The organism is Albidovulum sp. (assembly GCF_041919395.1).
Classification (GTDB): domain Bacteria; phylum Pseudomonadota; class Alphaproteobacteria; order Rhodobacterales; family Rhodobacteraceae; genus Albidovulum.
The window spans coordinates 19,278-38,782 of the sequence record NZ_JAYRTX010000016.1; the positions used below are offsets into that span (position 1 = coordinate 19,278).

Annotated in this window: 18 protein-coding genes and 1 tRNA gene; 4 read left to right on the plus strand and 15 right to left on the minus strand. The window is 66.8% G+C overall.

What is annotated here, in order from left to right:
- Nucleotides 1–2 precede the first annotated feature (2 nt).
- The gene (katG, locus tag ACMUOO_RS04745) at nt 3–2,171 is read left to right on the plus strand and encodes a catalase/peroxidase HPI (protein WP_301918416.1); all 2,169 of its coding nucleotides are present in this window, start codon (nt 3–5) and stop codon (nt 2,169–2,171) included.
- A gap of 107 nt (nt 2,172–2,278) precedes the next feature.
- Here the strand turns inward: katG and ACMUOO_RS04750 are convergent, their stop codons facing one another.
- The 11 genes from ACMUOO_RS04750 to ACMUOO_RS04800 all read right to left on the minus strand — a co-directional run bounded on the left by ACMUOO_RS04750 (nt 2,279) and on the right by ACMUOO_RS04800 (nt 13,570).
- On the minus strand, nt 2,279–2,608 hold the full coding sequence (locus tag ACMUOO_RS04750; RefSeq protein WP_301918415.1) for a DUF4387 domain-containing protein: 330 nt from the start codon (nt 2,606–2,608) through the stop codon (nt 2,279–2,281).
- Nucleotides 2,609–2,616: 8 nt separating this feature from the next.
- Complete coding sequence (locus ACMUOO_RS04755) at nt 2,617–3,975, minus strand: acyclic terpene utilization AtuA family protein (protein WP_301918414.1); 1,359 nt, start codon at nt 3,973–3,975, stop codon at nt 2,617–2,619.
- Between the two features lie 146 nt (nt 3,976–4,121).
- Nucleotides 4,122–5,099 (minus strand): sigma-54 interaction domain-containing protein, encoded by a 978-nt coding sequence (locus ACMUOO_RS04760; protein WP_301918413.1) that lies wholly within the window; start codon nt 5,097–5,099, stop codon nt 4,122–4,124.
- Nucleotides 5,100–5,123: 24 nt separating this feature from the next.
- Nucleotides 5,124–6,173 (minus strand): C45 family autoproteolytic acyltransferase/hydolase, encoded by a 1,050-nt coding sequence (locus ACMUOO_RS04765; protein WP_301918412.1) that lies wholly within the window; start codon nt 6,171–6,173, stop codon nt 5,124–5,126.
- A complete protein-coding gene (locus ACMUOO_RS04770; protein WP_301918411.1) occupies nt 6,170–7,174 on the minus strand; it encodes an ABC transporter ATP-binding protein in 1,005 nt (334 codons plus the stop codon). The genes ACMUOO_RS04765 and ACMUOO_RS04770 overlap by 4 nt, the downstream gene beginning before the upstream one ends.
- Nucleotides 7,171–8,160, minus strand: coding sequence for an ABC transporter ATP-binding protein (locus tag ACMUOO_RS04775; protein ID WP_413854898.1), 990 nt, complete (start codon nt 8,158–8,160; stop codon nt 7,171–7,173). Before ACMUOO_RS04775 ends, ACMUOO_RS04770 begins: the two co-directional genes overlap by 4 nt.
- Nucleotides 8,157–9,050: an ABC transporter permease gene (locus tag ACMUOO_RS04780; RefSeq protein WP_301918409.1), complete on the minus strand. Its 894-nt coding sequence runs from the start codon at nt 9,048–9,050 to the stop codon at nt 8,157–8,159. The genes ACMUOO_RS04775 and ACMUOO_RS04780 overlap by 4 nt, the downstream gene beginning before the upstream one ends.
- Nucleotides 9,047–10,054 carry an ABC transporter permease gene (locus ACMUOO_RS04785; RefSeq protein WP_301918408.1) on the minus strand — a complete coding sequence of 336 codons (1,008 nt, stop codon included), beginning with the start codon at nt 10,052–10,054 and terminating at the stop codon, nt 9,047–9,049. Before ACMUOO_RS04785 ends, ACMUOO_RS04780 begins: the two co-directional genes overlap by 4 nt.
- A gap of 27 nt (nt 10,055–10,081) precedes the next feature.
- Nucleotides 10,082–11,623 carry an ABC transporter substrate-binding protein gene (locus ACMUOO_RS04790; RefSeq protein WP_301918407.1) on the minus strand — a complete coding sequence of 514 codons (1,542 nt, stop codon included), beginning with the start codon at nt 11,621–11,623 and terminating at the stop codon, nt 10,082–10,084.
- A gap of 155 nt (nt 11,624–11,778) precedes the next feature.
- On the minus strand, nt 11,779–13,092 hold the full coding sequence (locus ACMUOO_RS04795) for an RNA polymerase sigma-54 factor (protein ID WP_301918406.1): 1,314 nt from the start codon (nt 13,090–13,092) through the stop codon (nt 11,779–11,781).
- Between the two features lie 402 nt (nt 13,093–13,494).
- Nucleotides 13,495–13,570: transfer RNA gene (locus ACMUOO_RS04800), tRNA-Ala, on the minus strand.
- A 113-nt stretch (nt 13,571–13,683) separates the two neighbouring features.
- Between ACMUOO_RS04800 and ACMUOO_RS04805 the strand changes: the two genes are divergently transcribed.
- Nucleotides 13,684–14,970, plus strand: a complete 1,287-nt coding sequence (locus tag ACMUOO_RS04805; protein ID WP_301918405.1) for a DUF2254 domain-containing protein — start codon at nt 13,684–13,686, stop codon at nt 14,968–14,970.
- Here ACMUOO_RS04805 and trxC read toward each other — a convergent pair.
- The 3 genes from trxC to ACMUOO_RS04820 all read right to left on the minus strand — a co-directional run bounded on the left by trxC (nt 14,959) and on the right by ACMUOO_RS04820 (nt 17,151).
- The gene (gene trxC, locus ACMUOO_RS04810; protein WP_301918404.1) at nt 14,959–15,393 is read right to left on the minus strand and encodes a thioredoxin TrxC; all 435 of its coding nucleotides are present in this window, start codon (nt 15,391–15,393) and stop codon (nt 14,959–14,961) included. The genes ACMUOO_RS04805 and trxC overlap by 12 nt on opposite strands.
- 72 nt (nt 15,394–15,465) lie before the next feature.
- Nucleotides 15,466–15,783, minus strand: a complete 318-nt coding sequence (locus tag ACMUOO_RS04815) for a DUF3775 domain-containing protein (protein WP_301918403.1) — start codon at nt 15,781–15,783, stop codon at nt 15,466–15,468.
- Between the two features lie 111 nt (nt 15,784–15,894).
- The gene (locus tag ACMUOO_RS04820) at nt 15,895–17,151 is read right to left on the minus strand and encodes an Nramp family divalent metal transporter (protein WP_301918402.1); all 1,257 of its coding nucleotides are present in this window, start codon (nt 17,149–17,151) and stop codon (nt 15,895–15,897) included.
- A gap of 193 nt (nt 17,152–17,344) precedes the next feature.
- On the opposite strand from ACMUOO_RS04820, the gene mntR reads away from it, so the two are divergent.
- Both mntR and ACMUOO_RS04830 read left to right on the plus strand, forming a co-directional pair.
- Nucleotides 17,345–17,776, plus strand: a complete 432-nt coding sequence (gene mntR, locus ACMUOO_RS04825; protein ID WP_301918401.1) for a manganese-binding transcriptional regulator MntR — start codon at nt 17,345–17,347, stop codon at nt 17,774–17,776.
- 195 nt (nt 17,777–17,971) lie between these two features.
- Nucleotides 17,972–18,754 (plus strand): methyltransferase domain-containing protein, encoded by a 783-nt coding sequence (locus ACMUOO_RS04830; protein WP_301918400.1) that lies wholly within the window; start codon nt 17,972–17,974, stop codon nt 18,752–18,754.
- Between the two features lie 101 nt (nt 18,755–18,855).
- Here the strand turns inward: ACMUOO_RS04830 and ACMUOO_RS04835 are convergent.
- Nucleotides 18,856–19,505: hypothetical protein (locus tag ACMUOO_RS04835; RefSeq protein WP_413854899.1), on the minus strand; the 650-nt coding region annotated here is incomplete at its 5' end.

The following is a 19,505-nucleotide window of genomic DNA, read 5'->3' on the forward strand; positions in this document are numbered from 1 at the left end:
ACATGGACGGCGATGACATCGGAAACGCGGGCAAATGCCCGGTGATGCACGGGACGCTGACGACGACGGGCGTCAGCGTGATGTCGTGGTGGCCCAATGCTCTCAACCTCGACATCCTGCACCAGCACGACAGCAAGACCGATCCGCTGAAGGGCTTCAACTACCGCGAGGAAGTGAAGAAGCTTGATGTGACAGCTTTGAAGCGCGACCTGACCGCGCTGATGACCGACAGCCAGGATTGGTGGCCGGCGGACTGGGGCCATTACGGCGGCCTGATGATCCGCATGGCCTGGCACTCCGCCGGCTCCTACCGCAGCGCCGACGGACGGGGTGGCGGCAATACCGGCAACCAGCGTTTCGCGCCGCTGAACAGCTGGCCGGACAACGGCAACCTCGACAAGGCGCGGCGCCTGCTCTGGCCGATCAAGAAGAAATACGGCAACCGCATCAGCTGGGCGGACCTGATGCTGCTTGCAGGCAACGTCGCCTATGAATCGATGGGGTTGAAGACCTATGGCTTCGCCTTTGGCCGCGAGGACGTGTGGCATCCGGAAAAGGACGTCTACTGGGGTTCCGAGAAGGAGTGGCTGAAGTCCACCCGCTATGACGCCGACGACAACCGCGAGAGCCTCTCGAACCCGCTTGCCGCGGTGGTGATGGGTCTCATCTACGTGAATCCGGAAGGCGTGAACGGCAAGCCCGACCCGCTGAGGACCGCGCAAGACATGCGCGTGACCTTCTCGCGCATGGGCATGGACGACGCCGAGACCGTCGCCCTGACGGCGGGTGGCCACACCGTCGGCAAGGCCCATGGCAATGGCTCGGCCGCGGAGCTTGGCCCCGCCCCCGAAGCTGCCGGGATCGAGGACCAGGGCTTCGGCTGGGTGAACCACACCGGCCGCGGCATCGGCAACAACACCGTGACGAGCGGCGTCGAAGGTGCCTGGACCAGCAATCCGACGCGCTGGGATGGCGGCTATTTCCAGATGCTTCTGAACCACGACTGGGAACTCCGCCGCTCGCCGGCCGGGGCGCAACAATGGGAGCCCGTGAACGCGCGGGACGACGAATTCCCGTCGGACGTGGAGCGCATGGGCGGCAAGACCCGCATCGTCATGACCGATGCGGACATGGCGCTGAAGGTCGATCCGGGCTTCCGCGCCATCTCCGAGAGATTCGCCAAGGATCAGGCCGCCTTCGACGACGCCTTCGCGCGGGCCTGGTTCAAGCTCCTGCACCGCGACATGGGTCCGAAGTCGCGCTATATCGGGCCGGAAGTGCCAGCCGAGGACCTGGTCTGGCAGGACCCGATACCGGCGGGCCGCACCGGCTACGACGTGGCGGCGGCGCGCGCCCGGATCGCCGCGCTCGGCCTGTCCATCGCCGACCGCGTTGCAACCGCCTGGGATTCGGCGCGCACCTTCCGCCAGTCGGACTATCGCGGCGGCGCCAACGGCGCGCGCATCCGCCTCGCTCCGCAGAAGGACTGGGAAGGCAACGAACCGGCCCGTCTGGCGCGTGTCCTCGCCGCGCTGGCGCCCGTCGCGGCCGCGACCGGGGCGAGCATCGCCGACATGATCGTGCTCGCCGGCAGCATGGCGGTGGAAGAGGCGGCCAAGGCCGCGGGCTTCGACATCGCCGTTGCCTTCGCGCCGGGTCGGGGCGACGCCACGGCAGAGCAGACGGACGCCGAGTCCTTCGCCGTGCTCGAACCCTTGGCCGACGGCTTCCGCAACTGGCAGAAGGCCGACTACGCCGTCAACCCGGAGGAGATGCTGCTCGACCGGGCGCAACTCATGGGCCTGACGGCGCAGGAAATGACCTGCCTGCTGGGCGGCCTGCGGGTCATGGGTGCGAACCATGGCGGGGCGAAGCACGGGGTCTTCACCGACCGCGTCGGCGCACTTACGACCGATTTCTTCACCGTCCTTACCGACATGTCCTGTCGCTGGATGCCGACCGGGTCCAACAGCTACGACATCGTCGATCGCAGGTCCGGCGCGGCGAAGTGGACGGCTACGCGCGCGGATCTCGTCTTCGGCTCGAACTCCATCCTCAGGGCCTATGCCGAGGTCTATGCGCAGGACGACAACCGCGGCAAGTTCGTCGAGGATTTCGTCGCGGCCTGGGTGAAGGTGATGAACGCAGATCGCTACGACCTGCGCGCCTGACCGGCTTCGAGGGGACAACAGGTTTCAGGGCCGCCGGCTGTGGCGGCCCTGACCGTTTCGGAAGGTCGCTCTCGTCAGGCGCACCCGGGCGCCACCACCCGCTCCCGTCAGGACGAGATGTCCACCTCGACGTCCAGGAACGGCGCATACTGCTGCGCGCCGAAGATGTCGCCGTCGCCAGCACTTCCCGACGGGCGCTCGCGCAGGATGGTGAACTTGATCGCGTACGCCGGGTCATACTCCACGAAGTCGGTCAGCCGTTCGGGCGCGACGTTGAGGATGCGACAGACGCTTTCGCGGGTGAGCGTGCCCGACCGCTTCACCATCGCGTAGGTGTCGCGCTCGCGGAATATGATGTCGAAGGTGATCTTGTCCGTACCGGCGTTCTTCGAACGGATCGTCTTGGCGAGGTCGGAGAGTTTCTTGCGGGTGTTCATGGGGCGCCTCAACCGACAATGGCGGTGTGTGTGGGGAAAAGCTCCAGCGGATTGCTGACAGCCATGGTGTGGTTGAGCGTCCAGCGATAGGCGGGGCTGGCCTGCATCACCTCGTCGAGCACGAAGGAGACGCCGCCAGCGGTGCCCTTCACGTCGGGAAGGCGGGCGTAGAACATCTGTCGCGTCCCGGTCATCGTGACCTCTTCGGCCATTTCCCGCGTGGGCGCCACGCCCTGCACCACGACGCAAAGCTCATGCCCCGGCTTGTCCTTGAGGGGCTCCATCTCGCCCATCACGCCATTGCGCCCAAAGACGCTGTAATGGAGTTCCCAGCCGTCGGGGCCGAATCGCTCCTCGGTCTGCCTGCGCGCCCAGTCGATGACAGCATCGACATTGGCGATCGTATAGGGGTCGCGGATGCCGGCCATGCCGACGAAGCGCTCGCCGACCTTGCCCGAGCCCTCCAGCTTCACCCGGAACTCCTCCGCCGGGACGAATTCCATTCCCGTAACGCGGGTCGTCTTTTCGCTGACCTGTTCGTAATGGCAATGCGTCATGTCGAGCATTCCCCCGGCCACGAATTCGTGGAACGGATTTGAGCGTTCATACATCGCGTGGCCCGCGACCGAGGCTACGGTGCAGCGCTGCCAGGGCGCCATGGCCGTCACCTCGACAGCGTCGGGCGTGATCTCGCCCATGACGGTTTCCTTGGCGCCGTAGGGTTCTGCACAGAACGAGGCACATTCCAGGACCTTGCCGAGGTAGTAGCTCTGGGCCTCGGGGAAACCCTTGTGCAGCGCGCAGGCGGCGAAGATCGCGCTGTCGGACGAGCGGCCGCCGATGATGACGTCGCAGCCTTCCTCCAGAAGCCTGACGAAGGGATGCACCCCCGCCATGGCGACCACCCGCGCGGTGGCCTCCAGTTCCGCCTCGGTCAGGTCCTCGCGCGCGTCAAGGCCGCGGATCGGCGATCCGCCGCGGATCTTCGCGCGGACCAGGTCGCGGTCCACCTCGGAATAGAACCAGCCCAGCTTGAAGGGCGGCAGGCCATGCTTTGCGGCAATGTCGCGGATGATCTGCACATACATGTCCACGCGGCTGTTGGTGCCGGTATCGCCGGCGGAACCGATCAACATCGGAACGCCGAGCCGGCGCGAGGCCAGCAGCATTTCCTCCAGGTCATGCTCTTGCCAGGCGCGCGGGCTTGCACAGCTGTCGTTGCCGAGCGGCACGGGGCCGATGTCGTCGCTGCCGGAGTCGGCGGCGATGAAGTCGGGCCGGGTCTCCACCGCGAGCCGGAAGCTTTCGGTCTTGAGGGGCGCGAAGCCCAGGTGCCCGTTGGGGCAGATGATCCGGATGGATGGCATGTCTTCCTCTCGCGCAGGGCGTGGCTTCCCTTTCGTATGCGCAAACCGTGCCAGCATCCCGGTGCGGGCGCGGGCGGTCATTCCAAGGGCATGCGTTCGCCCTGCGCGGAATCCGCGCCCATGAGTGGAAAACACGCGGTCGCGCCTCAGGCCTTGAGCAATCCGAGCTTGATCATCTGGTGGCGGAGCGCGTGCCGGGAGAGCCCCAGCGCGCTTGCGGCCTCCTGCTGGTTTCCGCCGGAGCTGGTCATCGCCCTGGCGATCAGCCCGCGCTGAAACGCTTCGGTCGCGGCGTGGTAGTCGGTGGCGTCCTGCCCGGGCGCCGGCTCGACGCGTTGCCCTCCTGCCGCGACGGTGCGCAGGATGCGGTCCGGCAGGTGGCGGGGAAGGATCTCGTCTTCCTCCTCGAGGATGAAGATGCGCTCCAGCAGGTTCTCCAGTTCCCGCACGTTTCCCGGCCAGGGGTAGCGGACGAAGATATCCTCGGTTTCGGCGGCGAGACCGCGGACGGAGCGGCCGTAGGCGCGGTTGAACCGGGCGATGAAGTGCCGCGCCAGCGTCAGCACATCGGTGCCGCGGTCGCGAAGCGCCGGCAGGTTCACCGCCACGACTTGCAGGCGGTAGTAGAGGTCCTCGCGGAAGCGGCCCGAGGTGACCTCGGTCAGCAGGACCTTGTTGGTGGCGGCGATGAAGCGCACGTCCACCTTGACCGGCTTCACCGCGCCGACGCGGCGGAATTGCTGGGTGTCGAGCAGGGTCAGCAGCTTGGCCTGAAGCGTCAGGTCCATCTCGCGGATCTCGTCCAGAAAGACGGTGCCCTGGTTGGCCGCTTCGACGAGGCCGAGCTTGCGGTCCACCGCGCCGGTGAAGGATCCCTTCTCGTGGCCGAAAAGCTCCGACTCGAGAAGACTCGCCGGCAGGGCGGCGCAATTGATGTCGACGAAGTCGCGCTGGGCGCGGTTCGATGCCTGATGGATCATCCGCGCGACGAGGCCCTTGCCTGTCCCGGTCTCGCCGTAGATCAGCACCGTGCGGGTCGGGCTGGGTCCGACCTTGTCGATCAGGCGGCGCAGCGCCTCGAGCGCGGGAGAGGTGCCGACGAGTTCGTTCCGGTAATCCGCCATGCCGCCTTTCGTGGGTCCCGCCCGTCAGCGGCAGGGCGCGATGACCTGCCAGCGGCCGAGGCAGGGGGTGCCCTCCGCGATCTCCATGCCGCCCAGCCTACACGAATAGACGACCGAGGAAATGGTCTCGGAGTCCCCTTCGCATGCAGCATGCTGACAGATCGGGACGGAATGCGTGGCCATAAGGTCCCTCGCCGCCGCGACGGTCCAGGCACGCTCAGGCAGGACGCGCGACAGGTAGTCGAAGCGGGCGTGGGAATTGCCCGCGATGCGGTCGCCGTCGGTGCCGAGCGTTTCCCCGGCCACGCCGGGGGCGGTGTAGTGGTTGGTCCGCCATGTCGCCCCCCCGTCCACGACGACCGGGTCGGTCGCGGAAAGCTCGACCGCGGCCGTCGCGCCGTTGCGGTCCGCCATAACCAGCGTACCGCCGCCGGCATGCGGAAGACTGCGGATCAGCGCCAGCGCCTCGCCGACCGAGACCGCGCGCGCCAGCAACCGGGGCAGCAGGAAGTAGCGTAGCCAGCCGACGCGGTGGCGATTGACGGATACTTGGGTGTCGGCGATGGCGAGCCCCGCGGCATTCATCCCCGACGACCACGCGGCCAGGCTGCCGAGGCTTCCGAGGCTGACGACCTGCCCGGTCGCGATATCGGGACCGGCGTGGCGCAGGATGCACTGGATTCCGAGGTGCTGGCCGGAAAAATCGCGGTTCTTGACGACGAGCGGACCGTCCGGGCCCTGCCCCACCGCCCAAGCGCTGCAACCTTCGATGAGCGCCGCCCCGCCCTTCATGTCGCGCAAGGTCCCGAGATGCAGATGGGCAAAAAGGTCGGCGTCCGCGAGCCCGAAGGCATCGGCCACGCCCAGGAGTTCGGAGAGACCCTCGGGATCATGGATTTCGTGAAAGTGGCGTTGAGCCGTCAGATAGGAACCGGCGTCACTGTCGATCAGCCCGTCGGCCCGGGCGCGTTCCACGCGCTCGACGGTTGCGCGGCGGATGGCCGCGGCGGGCGCTGTTCCCGCCTGCGCACGCCCCCGCGCATAGGCCGGGCCGGTGGCCGAAACCTCGATCATCGCGCCCCCTCCAGCAGGCTCAGCCCCTCTTCCAGCCTATGGCAGGCGGCGGAATGGCCCGGGCCGACGCCGCGCGTCTCTGGTACGAGCGTTCGGCACGCCGGGACCGCCAGCGGGCAGCGCGTGTGGAACTTGCAGCCCGGCGGCGGGTTCAGCGGCGACGGCAGGTCCCCCTGCAGGCGCACCCGTCCCCGCGCCCGTTTTGCCCCGATCTCGGGCACAGCCGACAGGAGGCTCTGGGTGTAGGGATGGCGCGGGTTGTCCAGGACTGCGGCCACCTGGCCGGTTTCCACTATATCGCCGAGATACATGACGGCGACCCGGTCCGACAGATAGCCGATGACCGAGATGTCGTGGCTGATGAACAGGTAGGTCAGACCGAGGTCACGTTTCAGTTCCAGCAGAAGCGCGATGATCTGAGCCTGGATCGAGACATCGAGCGCCGAGACGGGTTCGTCGCAGACGATGAAGTCCGGATTCGACACCAAGGCACGAGCGATCCCGATGCGCTGGCGCTGGCCGCCCGAGAACTGATGCGGGTAGCGGTCGAGTTGAGCGGCGCGCAGGCCCACGCGCTCCAGCACGCGCGCGGTGATGGCGCGCGCCTCCTCGCCCGAGGCGATGCCGTGCAGCGCGAGCGGCAAGCCGACGATCTCGGCCACGGTTCGGCGCGGATTCAGGCTGGCGTAGGGATCCTGAAAGATGATCTGCATCCTTCGGCGCATCGCCTTCAGCGCCTGCGGCGGGAGAGCCGTGACATCCGTGCCGTCAAACACGACCCGTCCACCCGTCGGTTCATGCAGGCGCAGGATCGCGCGGCCGAGCGTGGACTTGCCGCAACCCGACTCGCCGATCAGGCCGAGAATCTCGCCCCGCTCGACGGAAAGCGAAACGCCGTTGACGGCCCGCACCAGCGTGCGCCGATTGCCGGACAGGCGATCCCCCAGCGACGGCCGGCCCGCGTAGTGCTTCGACAGGTCGACGACCTCGAGCAGGCTCATGCCGGTTCCTCCAGACGAAGGCAGCGCGCCTGGCGTCCCGGCCCGGCCGGCAGCATCGGCACCTCAACGAGGCACTCGGGGCGTGCCAGGGGACAGCGGGAATGGAACCGGCATTGCGGCGGCAAGCCGACGAGATCGGGCACCTGCCCCATGATCGGCTCGATCCGATGGCCCCTCAGGGCCGGCCGGGGAATCGAGGCCAGAAGTCCCCGGGTGTAGGGGTGGCGTGGCTGGCCGATGACCGCGGACGTCGGTCCTTCCTCTACCACCTGGCCGGCATACATCACCATCACCCGGTCGCAATGTTCGGCGACGACCCCGAGGTCATGGGTGATGAGAACGACCGCCATTCCGAGGCGGGCCCGGATGTCGGAGATCAGTTCCAGGACCTGCGCCTGGATCGTCACGTCGAGGGCCGTCGTCGGTTCGTCCGCGATCAGGAGCTTCGGCCGGCAGGTGAGCGCGATCGCGATCATGATGCGCTGGCGCATGCCGCCGGAGAACTCGTGCGGATACTGCCTGAGCCGCGTGTCGGGCGACGGGATGCCGACAAGGCCGAGCATCTCGACCGACCGCTCGCGGATCGCGGCGCGGCGGGCGGCGCGGCCGGCAGGCAAGGTCTCGTCATGCGCCACCATGACCTCGGCCATCTGCTCGCCCACGGACAACGCCGGATTGAGCGCGGTGAGCGCATCCTGCATGGTCATGGCGATATCGCGGCCGCGGATCGCGCGCATCTCCTCGGGCGAAAGCTGGCGGAGGTCGCGACCGTCGAAGAAGATCGTGCCCGCGACAACCTTGCCCGGCGACCGCACCAGGCCCATGACGCTCGCGAAGGTGACCGACTTGCCGGATCCGCTTTCTCCCACCACGCCCAGACATTCCCCTCGCCTGACCTGAAGCGAGACCCCGTCCACCGCGCGCACGAGGCCCGCGCGGGTGGCGAATTCGGTGCGCAGGCTGGTGACTTCGAGGAGCACGGTCATTCGCTGAACCTCGGGTCGAAGGCATCGCGCAGGGCTTGGCTCGCCACGTTGATCGCCAGCACGAGGAGAAGGATGGCCAACCCCGGAAAGGTCGAGACCCACCAGGCTTCGAGGATGAAGGCGCGGCCGTCAGAGACCATGCTGCCCCAGCTTGCGGTGGGCGGCTGCACACCGAGCCCCAGGAACGAAAGGCTCGCCTCCAGGATGATCACATGCGCCATGCGGATGGTAGAGACCACGATGACAGGGGAAAGGATGTTCGGCAGAATCTCGCGCCACATGATGTGGCGCGGGCCGGCGCCGAGCGCCCGGGCGGCCTCGACATATTCCAGTTCCCGGACGGCAAGGGTCTCGCCACGCACGACGCGGCAGGGGATGACCCATTCCTTGTAGGCAAGCGCAAGGACGATGTTGAGAAGGCCGGGCCCCATCATGGCCATCAGGCCGATGGCAAAGATGAGGTAGGGAAAGCCAAGGAGGATGTCCACGACCCGGCTGATGACCACGTCCACCCAGCCGCGGAGGTATCCCGCCGCGAGGCCGGCAAGAATGCCGACGCCGGTCGCCAGCACGATGACGGCGGCGCCGATAAAGATCGATATCCGCGCGCCGTAGATGATGCGCGAGAGGATATCCCGGCCGAGCGCGTCGCAGCCGAGCGGAAACCTCCAGTCGCCCCCGTCCACCCAGCCCGGCGGTTGCAGCCGACGGAAGAGGTCCGTCTCGTTCGGATCCTGCGGCGCGATCAGGGGGGCGGCCACGGCCATCAGGACGAAGATCAGGATGACCGTGAGCGAAGCCATGGCCAGCCGGTTGCGGCTGAAATCGCGGAGATTGCGCCGGAAAAGCGACTCGGCGCTGGGCGCGGCGGCAAGGCTGGCGTCGGTCACAGCTTCACCCGCGGATTGAGGACGGTGTAGAGGATGTCGGCGAGGAAGTTCAGCAGCACATAGGTGACGGCGTAGAGCAGGACCGCGGCCTGGATCAGCGGGTAGTTGCGCAGGAAGATGCTTTCCACCACCAGCCGCCCGAGACCCGGCCAGCCGAACACCGTCTCCACGATCATGTTGCCGCCGAGGAGGCTGCCGGTCTCGATCGCTGCGACCGAAACGGTCGGGATCAGTGCATTCTTCAGCGCATGGCGATAGAGCACGCGGCGGCGCGGCAGGCCCTTGGCTTCGGCAAAGGTGACGTAGTCCTGCCGCATGACTTCCAGCATGGAACTGCGGGTCACGCGCATCAGGATCGCCGTCATCGGCAGGCCGAGAGTGATCGCGGGCAGGAGGAGATGGCGCAGGGCATCGCCAAAGGCGCCGATGTCACCTGCCAGAAGCGTGTCGATCAGCAGGAACCCGGTGACGGCCGCCACTTCGTTGTCATAGCCGATCCGGCCCGAGACGGGCAGGACCTGCATGTGGACGGCAAAGAGCATGATGAGCAGGATGCCGAACCAGAACCCCGGCAGCGACACGCCGAGAAGGGAGCCCACGGTCGCCATCCGGTCGAGCACCGAGTTCTTGCGGATGGCCGCCACCACGCCCAGCGGGATTGCAGTGGCCAGCGCAACGATCAGCGCCACGAGGCTCAGTTCGATCGTCGCGGGCAGGCGCTCGGCGATCACGTCGGCCACAGGGCGGCCGTGATAGAAGCTGTTGCCGAAGTCGAACTGCACCGCGTGCGCCAGGAAGATGAAGAACCGCTCCACCATCGGCCGATCGAGCCCGAGGTTGCGGCGCAGCTCGGCTTCCTGTTCCGGTGTGATCGACTGCTCGCCGACCATTATCTGCACCGGGTCGCCCGGCGTCAGCGCCATCATCACGAAGACGATCAGGCTGACGCCGAGCAGCACGGGGATCAGCTGGATGATCCGCTCCAGGAGCTTTCCCAAGCTCATCCCCGCGTCCTCCTCCAGGTTACCGGGTCAGTTCAGGCATGCGTCGTGCAGGTTGATGCGGCTGTCCGCACTCGGCTTCCAGCCCGTCACCTTCTTCGACACGCCGTAGATGTCCTGCGGCACCCAGAGGTAGATGTAGGGCTGGTCGGCGTTGATCATCATCTCTGCATCGCGATACATGCCGCGACGCTTCTCCACGTCGAGTTCCACCGCGGCCGCGTCCAGAAGCGCGTCGAGCTTGGGATTGGAATAGCCGGCCGAGTTGCCCCGGTCGTTCGTGCGGTGCGTCGGCGTGAAGATGTCGAAGGGATCGAGCGAGCCGTTACCCCAGCTGGTGAAGTACATGTCACCGGTCTTGGGTGCGCCCTTCGTGCGCCACTTGTCGGAAAGCTGCGCGCCCTCGCCCACGGCAACGGTGGTGCGGATGCCTGCCTTGGTCAGCATGGACGCGATGGCCTCCGCGGTGTCCTTGAAGGCGGCCTCGGTATCCATCGTCACGTCGATCCCGTCGGGGAAACCCGCCTCGGCCAGGAGTTGCTTGGCCTTCTCGGGGTCGAAGCCCACTTTAGGCAGCTCGCTTGCGCCGAAAGCGTCAGGCGAGAGAATGCCGTCGATCGGCGCCGCGTTTCCGGCGAGAATCTTGTCGATGATAAGGTCCTTGTCGATGGCCATGGCGGCAGCCTGGCGGACCTTCGGATCGTCGAACTGCTCTCCCTCCATGTTCATCGCGATGAAGAAGCTGCGGGTGCCGTTCACCGTCATGACCTGCGTGCCTTCGTTCGCCTCGACCTGGGCGATGGAGAAGGTGGGAAGTTCGTTGATGATGTGAACCTCGCCTGCGAGAAGCGCGGCGACGCGGCTCGCGCTTTCGGGAATGATCTTGAAGATCACCCGGTCCACGCAGGCCTTGCCCACCGGCGGGATGTCGGCCGCGCCGCCATAGTAGTCGTCGAACCGCTCCATGATGACGGCGTCACCCTTGCGCCATTCGACGAGCCTGAAGGGGCCGGTACCATTCTCGGCCGTGGCCACGCCCTCGTTGCCCATCTTCTCGACCCAGGCCTTGGAGACGATCTGCTGGTTCGGCAGCATCGCCGGCAGGATCGGCCAGGGCTCCTTCAGCGTGATGCGCACGGTGTCGGGCGCGGTCACAGTGACCGAAGCGACAGGCCCCATGAGACCCTGGCGCGGGCTCGTCACCCCCTCGCCCATGCCGTTGTCCATCACCACCCGGTCCAGCGTGAACTTCACATCCTCGGCCGTGAGGTCGCTGCCGTCGTGGAACTTGATGCCGGGGCGGATCTTGAAGTCGTACTCGGTTGCCGAGACCTGCGTCATCGATTCCGCGATCTCGGGCACGACCAGCATGTTCGCGTCCCGCGTCAGCAAACCGTCGTACATGTTCCTGATGATGGTTTCCGTCTCGCGCTTGCGGTGGTTCGCGGGGTCCAGCGTGTCGGCGTCAAGGGTGAAGCCGACGACGAGGTCCGCGGCGCCGACGGCGGCGGGAACGACGGCGGGACAGGCGGCCAGCGCGGTGGCCATCAGAAGGCGCGGCAGTGCTTTCATTCGGTATCTCCCTTTGGATCAGCCCCGGGAACGGGTGCATCTGTCCTTGTTGGTTCGGACATACTTCCTTATGCACAAGCCATGCCAGCCCATGTTGCCCGCACAGGGAACCAGCGCGAGTCATTGCGCGGGTCTCACGCAGGAATGTTTGAACCTCACGCCCGGCCCCGCTCGCCGCGCGGGGGTATCCCGGCGAGCTTGCGGTATTTGGCGACCGTCCGTCTGGCCGGTGCCGCGCCGTCGGCGAGCAGAAGCCGGGCAATCTCCGCGTCGGCCAGAGGGCGCAGGGGATCCTCGGCCGCGACGATGGCCTGCATCCTTTGCAGAACCGCCTGCACCGATGGCGGTTCCTCGGTGCGGCGCGCGGCCGGCGCGGGCGCCGAGATGAGTGCACGCAGGCCGATCGTCCGGCGCGGCAGGGCAATGGTCAGCGCCGCCGTGACGCGGCTGACAGTGCTGCGGTGAACCCCGACCGCCGCCGCGACATCGTTGATCGTCACGGCGGCGGGCGGCGTGGCCGCGTCGCGCAGATGCGCGTCCTGGCGGGCCACCATGTCGGCCGCGATCGACAGCACGGTCGCATGTCGCCGCTCCAGCGCCAGCGTCAGGGCGCGCGCCTGTCGAAATGGCTCGGGCGCCACCTCCGCCCCGGAACAGAGGCGGAGAACGGGCGTCGTCGCTTCGTTAAGTTCCAGAAGCCAGCCCGCACCATCGCGTCGCAGGATCAGGTCCGGCGGGCGCGCGATCGCCTGCGTGCCCTGCTCGAACGCGGCGCCTGGTTTCGGGTTCATGCTCCGAAGGGCGCGGACCATCGCCGCCATCTCCGCCGCTGCGCAGCCGCAGGCATCCGCAAGGGCATCCATCTTGCCCGCAGCCAGTAGCGGCAGATTCTGCAGCAGCCGCGAAAAGGCCGGCGACGCAAGACCGAGGTCGTCGGCCTGCAGGGCGAGGCACTCGGCGAGCGATCGGGCGAAGAGCCCGGCGGGCTCCGCGCCTTGGAGCTGGCGGAGCACAGCCGAGGCGCGCATCAGGCTGCAACCGGCGTCCGCCGCAACCTCGTCCACGGAAGCGCCCAGCCAGCCAGTGGGCTCCAGGGCGCGCAGAAAGGCGAGCGCGACGGGCCGGTCTTCGTCCGCCCGCACCAGAAGCGACAACTGGGCCTCGACATGGGCGACCAGACCCGGTGCCGCCGCGGCGGTGCGCTCTGGGTCGAACCCTCCCGGCGTCCCATGCTCCCGTCGATCCAGCCGCGCCCGGCCGCCCCGCGGCGCCTCGACATGGCGCACCAGTGCGGGCCATGCCCCAGGCTCGGACTTCGCGGCCACAACCTCGACGCCCGCTGTCTGAAGGTCGGCGAGCCGGGCCGACAGATCGGCATTCGAGAGCGCCAGGAACCCGATGGCCTGCCGCAGTGCCGGCGTCATCGCCAACGCACCGCGCTGCTTCATGCCCAAGCCAAGTTCCGTCATGAAGTCTCGTCCAGGCAATAAGATCCTCCGACGGCAAGCATGGCAGATCGGTCGCAGCCATGGCAACGGCAGCAGTAAATCGGATCGCTCCGGCGCGGGACCGGTGCCAGCCGGAAATGGCCGCAACCCGCGGCTGAACCCGGTCCGGAGCCGTGATCATCCGGTGACCGGGTCGGGGTCGTCAGAGAGTGAGCGTCTCGTTCGGATGGCGTTTGCCTATCGCGCCAGGGTGGAGCGGGCTGGCCGACCAGCGTCTAATCTGGTGCCAGACGCCGCACGTGGCTCGATTGCTTCGGGACGGGCAGGAGTGCCGGAAAGTGCCATTCTGGCGAAGCTCGGGCTGCAGACCATCAATCTATCGCAGCCCGGAGGCTGGCGTTCGTCAAACATGGTCCGTGAGCTTGGTGGAGCAGAGGGGGATCGAACCCCTGACCTCGTCATTGCGAACGACGCGCTCTCCCAACTGAGCTACTGCCCCGCACCGGCGCGCTATCTCGGACAAATCCGATCCGGTGTCAAGAAGCCACTTGCGGTCGGGCGCCGATTTTGCCGAACTGATCCAAGCCATTTGCGCGCAATAGGTTAGACCTCATGCCGACGCCGTCCCTCGTCTCGACAACGCTCTTCCGGCTGCGCAAGCTGTCGCGCCGGATGTGGGTTCGGACGACGGCCTTTGCACTCCTCGCCCTGGTGGCGGCCCTGTTCAGCCGCCTTGTCGCGCCGGTCCTGCCGACTTCGCTGGCCCGTGCGGTCGATGTCGATGCGGTACTCGACATCCTGGCGGTCCTGTCCTCGTCGATGCTCGCGGTCACGACCTTTTCGCTTGGCGTCGTCATGTCCACCCGCCAGGCAATCAGCAGCGGCATCACCCCGCGCGCGCATCGGTTCGTCGCCGAGGACCCGGTCACGCAGCGGGTCCTCGCCACCTTCATGGGTGCCTTCACCTATGCGCTGACGGCCCAGGTCCTGCTGCGCACGGGACTTTACGAACAGGCCTCGTCCGCAGTCATCCTCGTTGTCACGATCGCCGTCCTCGCCCTCGTCGTGACCGCCATGCTGGGCTGGATAGAACATCTGACCCGGGTCGGCAGCATTCCCGACACAGTCGCGGGTCTAGAAGCCGCGATGCGCCCGGCAATCGAGGACTGGCGCAGGCGGCCCGCGCTCGGCGCCTGCCCTGCCCCGCTCGGTGCGCCGCTTCCGGCGGAGGCGAGGACCGTCGTGCGCGCGCCACGCTCCGGCTATGTCCAGCACATCGATATCGGCGCGCTGGATGAAGCGGCCGCGACGGAGGACGGCGCACAGGTCTTTGTCGACGCGGTCATCGGCAGCTTCGTCGTGGAAGGCGATGCGCTCTGCCACCATTCCGGGCGGATCGAGGCCGAAAGGCTGCGTTCCGCCTTTACCATCGACCGGACGCGCACGTTCGAGCAGGACGTCCGGTTCGGCATCATCGTCCTGTCGGAAATTGCCCAGCGCGCGCTGTCGCCGGCGGTCAACGATCCGGGCACCGCGATATTCGTCATCGACCGGTTGACCGCCTTGTTGTCCGGCACCGGCACCGTCACCGGACCCGAACCGCCAAGCTGCCCGCGGGTCTTTCTTCCGGCGGTGACAAGCGCGGAGCTTCTGTCGGACGGTTTCGACCCGATCGCGCGCGACGGCGCCGGCATGGTCGAGGTCCACACCCGGCTTCAGCGCGCCTGTGCGGCGCTGGCGCGGCATGGGGATGCAGCGATGACCGCGGCTGCCTGCGATGCGTCGCGACGGGCCTCGGACCTGGCTGGGAAGGCCCTGCCGCTGGAGGAGGATCGCGCCCGAATCCGCGCGCTCAGCGCAGCGCTGCGCGAGGGCGCGACGACCGGCTCAGAGGTGTGAGCGGACGAAACCCTCGATCTCGGCAGCGGGCCGCGCGCCCGGAAGCCGCGCCACCTCACGCCCGCCCTTCCAGAGCACCAGAAGCGGGATTCCGCGGATGCCCAGTCGCTGCGACACGGCGGGGAAGTCCTCGGTGTTGATCTTGGCGAAACGGGCCTTGCCTTTCAGGGCCGCTGCCGCCCGGGCGAATTCGGGTGCCATCATACGACACGGCCCGCACCAGGGCGCCCAGTAATCGACCACAATCGGCAGTTCGTCGCCGCGCGTGGTCTTGTCATGGGTGGCGATGTCGAGTTCGGCGACCTTGCCTGTCACCAGCGGATCGCCGCAGGAGCCGCATCTGGGCCCTTCGCCAAGCCGCAGGATCGGGATGCGGTTCGCCTGCCCGCAGGTCTCGCAGACCAGTTTCAAGGAGTCGGACATGTCGGCCTTCCATTCACATTCGATTTAAGGAATATATCTGGAGGGAGGCTTCCGCTTTCAAGAAGCGCCCGGTCAGAGAAGATCCTCTTCCTCGCCGGTCACGTCGACCCCCAGCGCCTCGAGTCCGGCCTCGAGGTTCTCCGAAAGGTGCGGCATTCCCATCAGGTAGTCCTCGGTCGGCGTCGTGGCCTCGACCGTCGCGGTGGCCACAGCCTCGTCGAACTCCTCGGGTTCGAAGGCTCCGCGACCGACCCAGGCGATGGCGGTCAACTGCGCCTTTTCGTCGTCTGCCATCGCAGCGATGAATTCGCGCAGCTCGACCTCTGCCGCCCCCCCTTCCCGGGCAAGCAGGATCACCTGCACGACACTGGCCGGCGAAATCTCCATCATGATCGCGTTCCTTTCCCCCGATGCGGTTCGAGAAAACCATACCCGGTGACAGGCGGCCTTGTCCCGGATCAAGTCGCGCCGCAGTTGAGGGAGACGTCCCGGACCCGCCGCTCAGCCCGCGAGGAAGGGGACCGGGATGCCGAAAGCGGTGGCCAAAAGGACGAAGTTCAGCGCCAGCACGATGGCCGCGCCAAGCCCGGCGAGCAGCCGGACCGCCGGCCCTGCCACATGCTCGCCCATCAGGTCGCGGCGGACGGAGAAGATGACGAGCGCGATCATCGGCACCGGCAGCGCGATGCTGAGGATGACCTGACTCATCACCAGCGCCTCGGTCGCGTTGACGCCGGCCGCGACCACGACGAAGGCCGGCACCATCGTCACGAGCCGGCGCACCCAGATCGGCACGCGGATGTGCAGGAAGCCCTGCATGATCATCTGCCCCGCCATCGTGCCAACGACCGAGCTCGAGATTCCCGAGGCGATGAGCGAGGTCAGGAATATCGCCGCCGCGGCGGCCCCCAGAAGTGGCGTCAGCGTGTGATATGCAGTCTCGATCTCGGCCACATCGGTATGGCCCTGGTGGAAGGCAGAGGCCGCCATCATCACCATCGCCATGTTGACCATCCCCGCGACCGCCAGCGCCGCGATCACCTCGATGTTCGTGAACCGCAGGAGCTTGCGCCGCTCCGCGTCGTTCCGCACCGTGATCCGCCCCTGCGTAAGGCCGGAGTGCAGGTAGATCGCATGGGGCATCACCGTGGCACCGACAATGCCGACGGCGATCGTCAATGCCGTCGCATCAGGCAGCGCCGGGGTCGTCAGCCCCGCCACGGTCCCGGCCCAGTCCACCGGCGCGATCAGCATCTGGGCAAGGTAGCAAAGCCCGATGACGAGCACGAGGGCGCCGATCACCAGTTCCATCGGGCGGAAGCCCTGACGCTCGAAGATCAGTATGGCGTAAGTCAGGACGGCAGTGATCGCCATCCCCGCCATCAACGGCAACCCGAACAGCAGCGCGAGCCCGATGGCGCCGCCGAGGAATTCGGCAAGATCCGTCGCCATCGCGGCGACCTCGCTGACCGCCCACATGATCCAGACCACCGGCCGGGGAAAATTGTCTCGGCAGAGCTCGGCGAGATTCTTGCCGGTGACGATGCCGAGCCGGGCGGAGAGCGCCTGGAAGAGCATGGCGATGATATTTGCCAGAAGCACGACCCAGAGCAGCGAATAGGCATAACCCGCCCCCGCCTGGATGTTCGTCGCGTAATTGCCGGGGTCCATGTAGGCCACCGAGGCGATGATCGCCGGCCCGGCGAAGACGAGCGGCCGCAACCGGCCCCCGGCCTCGCCCGAAAGTATCCGGGACATCGTGTGACGGGTTCGATCGCTCAGGGTCTGCATCGAGGCCTCGGCTCGGGTGACGCGCGGAATATAGCCTGTGCTATACTGCCTTCAATAGGAAATATGAATAAGGCGTGACTATCGACCGGGCGAGATTGCGCTGGTCGCGAAGTGGAGCCACGGCTATAACGCATTCTCGACGGATCACCTCAGGATACCGATGCCCGACCGAACAGCTTCCGCGCCGAATGAGGCCGACCGCTTTGCCCGTGCCCGAGAAAAGCAGGCGGTGGCGTTGCTCGAGGATTACGTCGAGCTGATCGGCGACCTGATCGCGGAAGCAGGCGAGGCGCGTGTCGCCGACATCGCCCACCGCATGGGCGTCGCCCAGCCGACCGCAACCAAGACGGTCGGACGGCTCAAGCGCGAAGGACTCGCGACCGCGCGGCCTTACCGGGGCGTCTTCCTCACCGAGGCCGGGGCGGCGCTCGCCAACCGCGTGCGCGCCCGCCACCGCACTGTCGTCGCGCTTCTCAAGGCCGTCGGCGTGCCCGAAGCGACGGCCGAACTCGACGCCGAGGGAATCGAGCACCACGTGTCCGAAAAGACGCTCGCCGCCTTCGAGGCGTTCCTGAAGGACCGGCAGGCCTGACCTGACCCCGGCGAAATCCGGACCCAGTCGAAATGAACTGCTCGCACGTTGTCGAAAGGCGACCGCGGTGATAGCATCGCGATGGGCGCGTAGTCTGCGGGAGCAGATCACGGGTGGAAGTGTCGACAACGTTGCGATCTGTCTGTGATCGCCCGTTCATGATCCGCCCCCTTCGCAGAAAGGGAGGCATCCGCCATGGCCAACATTACGAATACGCTGTTCGACCCGCGCGAACTCGAATCCAAGGTCAAGTCGATGTACCGCGAGGTCGCACTGAACCCAGGAGGAGAGTTTCACTTCGAGATGGGCAGGGCCTTGGCTGAACGCCTTGGCTACGCCCCCGACGACCTTGACCGCATTCCGCGCGAGGCAATCGACTCCTTCGCGGGCGTCGGCCACTACTTTCACCTTGCCGATATCGCGGAGGGCGAGATCGTCGTCGATTTCGGCAGCGGTTCCGGAATGGACAGCTTCATAGCCGCGCTGAAGGTTGGCAAGACCGGCACGGTCATCGGTGTCGACATGACCGACGAGCAGTTGGCCAAGGCGAGCCGGCTGGCCGAGATCGAGGGTCTCGACCACATCACCTTCCTCAAGGGCTACATCGAGGATGCGCCGCTCCGGGACGGGACCGCCGATGCCGTGATCAGCAACGGTGTCATCAACCTTGCCCCCGACAAGGCAAAGGTGTTCCGTGAGGCCGCCCGCCTGCTGAAGCGGGGCGGACGGCTGGCCCTGTCCGACATCGTCACCGAAAGCCAGTTGCCCGAGTCGATCGTGTGCAACGCGACCCTCTGGGCGGCCTGCATTGGCGGCGCAGCACAGCAGGACAGCTATCTCGACCAGATCAAGTCGGCCGGACTGAAGGTGGTTCGCGTCCAGGATAACCCAGAATACCAGTTCATTTCGCAGAACGCCAAGGGCGCAAGCCAAAAGTACGGGGTCAAGAGCATCTCATTGCTCGCGATCAAGCCCTGATCTCTGGATCTCTCGTGTCCGGCGCCCCTCCGGTCTGCAACTTTGGCAAAGGTGGCCGCCGCGCGGATGCGATCCGTTCGCGCCCTGCATGAGGCGGCTGATCAATCGTCATAAAACGTGTGCCGCCGCGCCGGCGTGTCGAAATCGAAGTCGAAGAGGTCGATGTCGCGCGCGTACCAGTCCGCAACGATCTGGATGGTGCGCGCCTCGTAGACCTCGCGGTAGTCGAAGGACGTCCGGGCCGTCAGATTGCGTTTGCGGACCGGTTCCTTCAAGCCGAAATACCGCGCGGAATCCCTGTCGAGTTCCTCGAAACGCAACAGATCCGCTCGGACGACCCCCACCTCGTCGGTGACGTAGTCCGCCTGCGGATACCAGCCCTTGATCGCGCGATGCCAATAATACGGCTCTTGGCCGTATTCATTGCGTTCGTCGAGGAAATCCTCGAACCGCTCCGGTGCTGCGGCCGGATCGAGCTTTCCCTGCTCCGCCGCAAGTCGCGCGAAACGCCAGCGCGAGACGGTGCGCGCCCAGGGGTTGCGAAGGATCGCGACACAGGAAAGCCGTGCCGTCACCTTCGGGTCAAGGTCGCGCCAGCGGGCATGCTGGATCCCGTGATGCTCGCCCTTCGCGGCCATTGCCGCACGCACCGCCCGCACCTGGGCGCGGCTCCGGTAGAAATAGGCCTCTGCCGAAACGATGCGTCCCGAAAGTTCGGGCGCCTTGCGGATCGAGACGCCGGCATTCTTCG

Coding starts and splice junctions, on each gene's coding strand:
- ACMUOO_RS04775 (WP_413854898.1), bottom strand. CDS start 8,160: ATGACCGTGCTCCTCGAAGTCACCAGCCTGCGCACCGAATTCGCCACC.
- ACMUOO_RS04805 (WP_301918405.1), top strand. CDS start 13,684: ATGCCGACGCCGTCCCTCGTCTCGACAACGCTCTTCCGGCTGCGCAAG.
- ACMUOO_RS04760 (WP_301918413.1), bottom strand. CDS start 5,099: ATGGCGGATTACCGGAACGAACTCGTCGGCACCTCTCCCGCGCTCGAG.
- ACMUOO_RS04765 (WP_301918412.1), bottom strand. CDS start 6,173: ATGATCGAGGTTTCGGCCACCGGCCCGGCCTATGCGCGGGGGCGTGCG.
- katG (WP_301918416.1), top strand. CDS start 3: ATGGACGGCGATGACATCGGAAACGCGGGCAAATGCCCGGTGATGCAC.
- ACMUOO_RS04820 (WP_301918402.1), bottom strand. CDS start 17,151: ATGTCCCGGATACTTTCGGGCGAGGCCGGGGGCCGGTTGCGGCCGCTC.
- ACMUOO_RS04815 (WP_301918403.1), bottom strand. CDS start 15,783: ATGATGGAGATTTCGCCGGCCAGTGTCGTGCAGGTGATCCTGCTTGCC.
- ACMUOO_RS04755 (WP_301918414.1), bottom strand. CDS start 3,975: ATGCCATCCATCCGGATCATCTGCCCCAACGGGCACCTGGGCTTCGCG.
- trxC (WP_301918404.1), bottom strand. CDS start 15,393: ATGTCCGACTCCTTGAAACTGGTCTGCGAGACCTGCGGGCAGGCGAAC.
- mntR (WP_301918401.1), top strand. CDS start 17,345: ATGCCCGACCGAACAGCTTCCGCGCCGAATGAGGCCGACCGCTTTGCC.
- ACMUOO_RS04785 (WP_301918408.1), bottom strand. CDS start 10,054: ATGAGCTTGGGAAAGCTCCTGGAGCGGATCATCCAGCTGATCCCCGTG.
- ACMUOO_RS04790 (WP_301918407.1), bottom strand. CDS start 11,623: ATGAAAGCACTGCCGCGCCTTCTGATGGCCACCGCGCTGGCCGCCTGT.
- ACMUOO_RS04830 (WP_301918400.1), top strand. CDS start 17,972: ATGGCCAACATTACGAATACGCTGTTCGACCCGCGCGAACTCGAATCC.
- ACMUOO_RS04770 (WP_301918411.1), bottom strand. CDS start 7,174: ATGAGCCTGCTCGAGGTCGTCGACCTGTCGAAGCACTACGCGGGCCGG.
- ACMUOO_RS04795 (WP_301918406.1), bottom strand. CDS start 13,092: ATGACGGAACTTGGCTTGGGCATGAAGCAGCGCGGTGCGTTGGCGATG.
- ACMUOO_RS04750 (WP_301918415.1), bottom strand. CDS start 2,608: ATGAACACCCGCAAGAAACTCTCCGACCTCGCCAAGACGATCCGTTCG.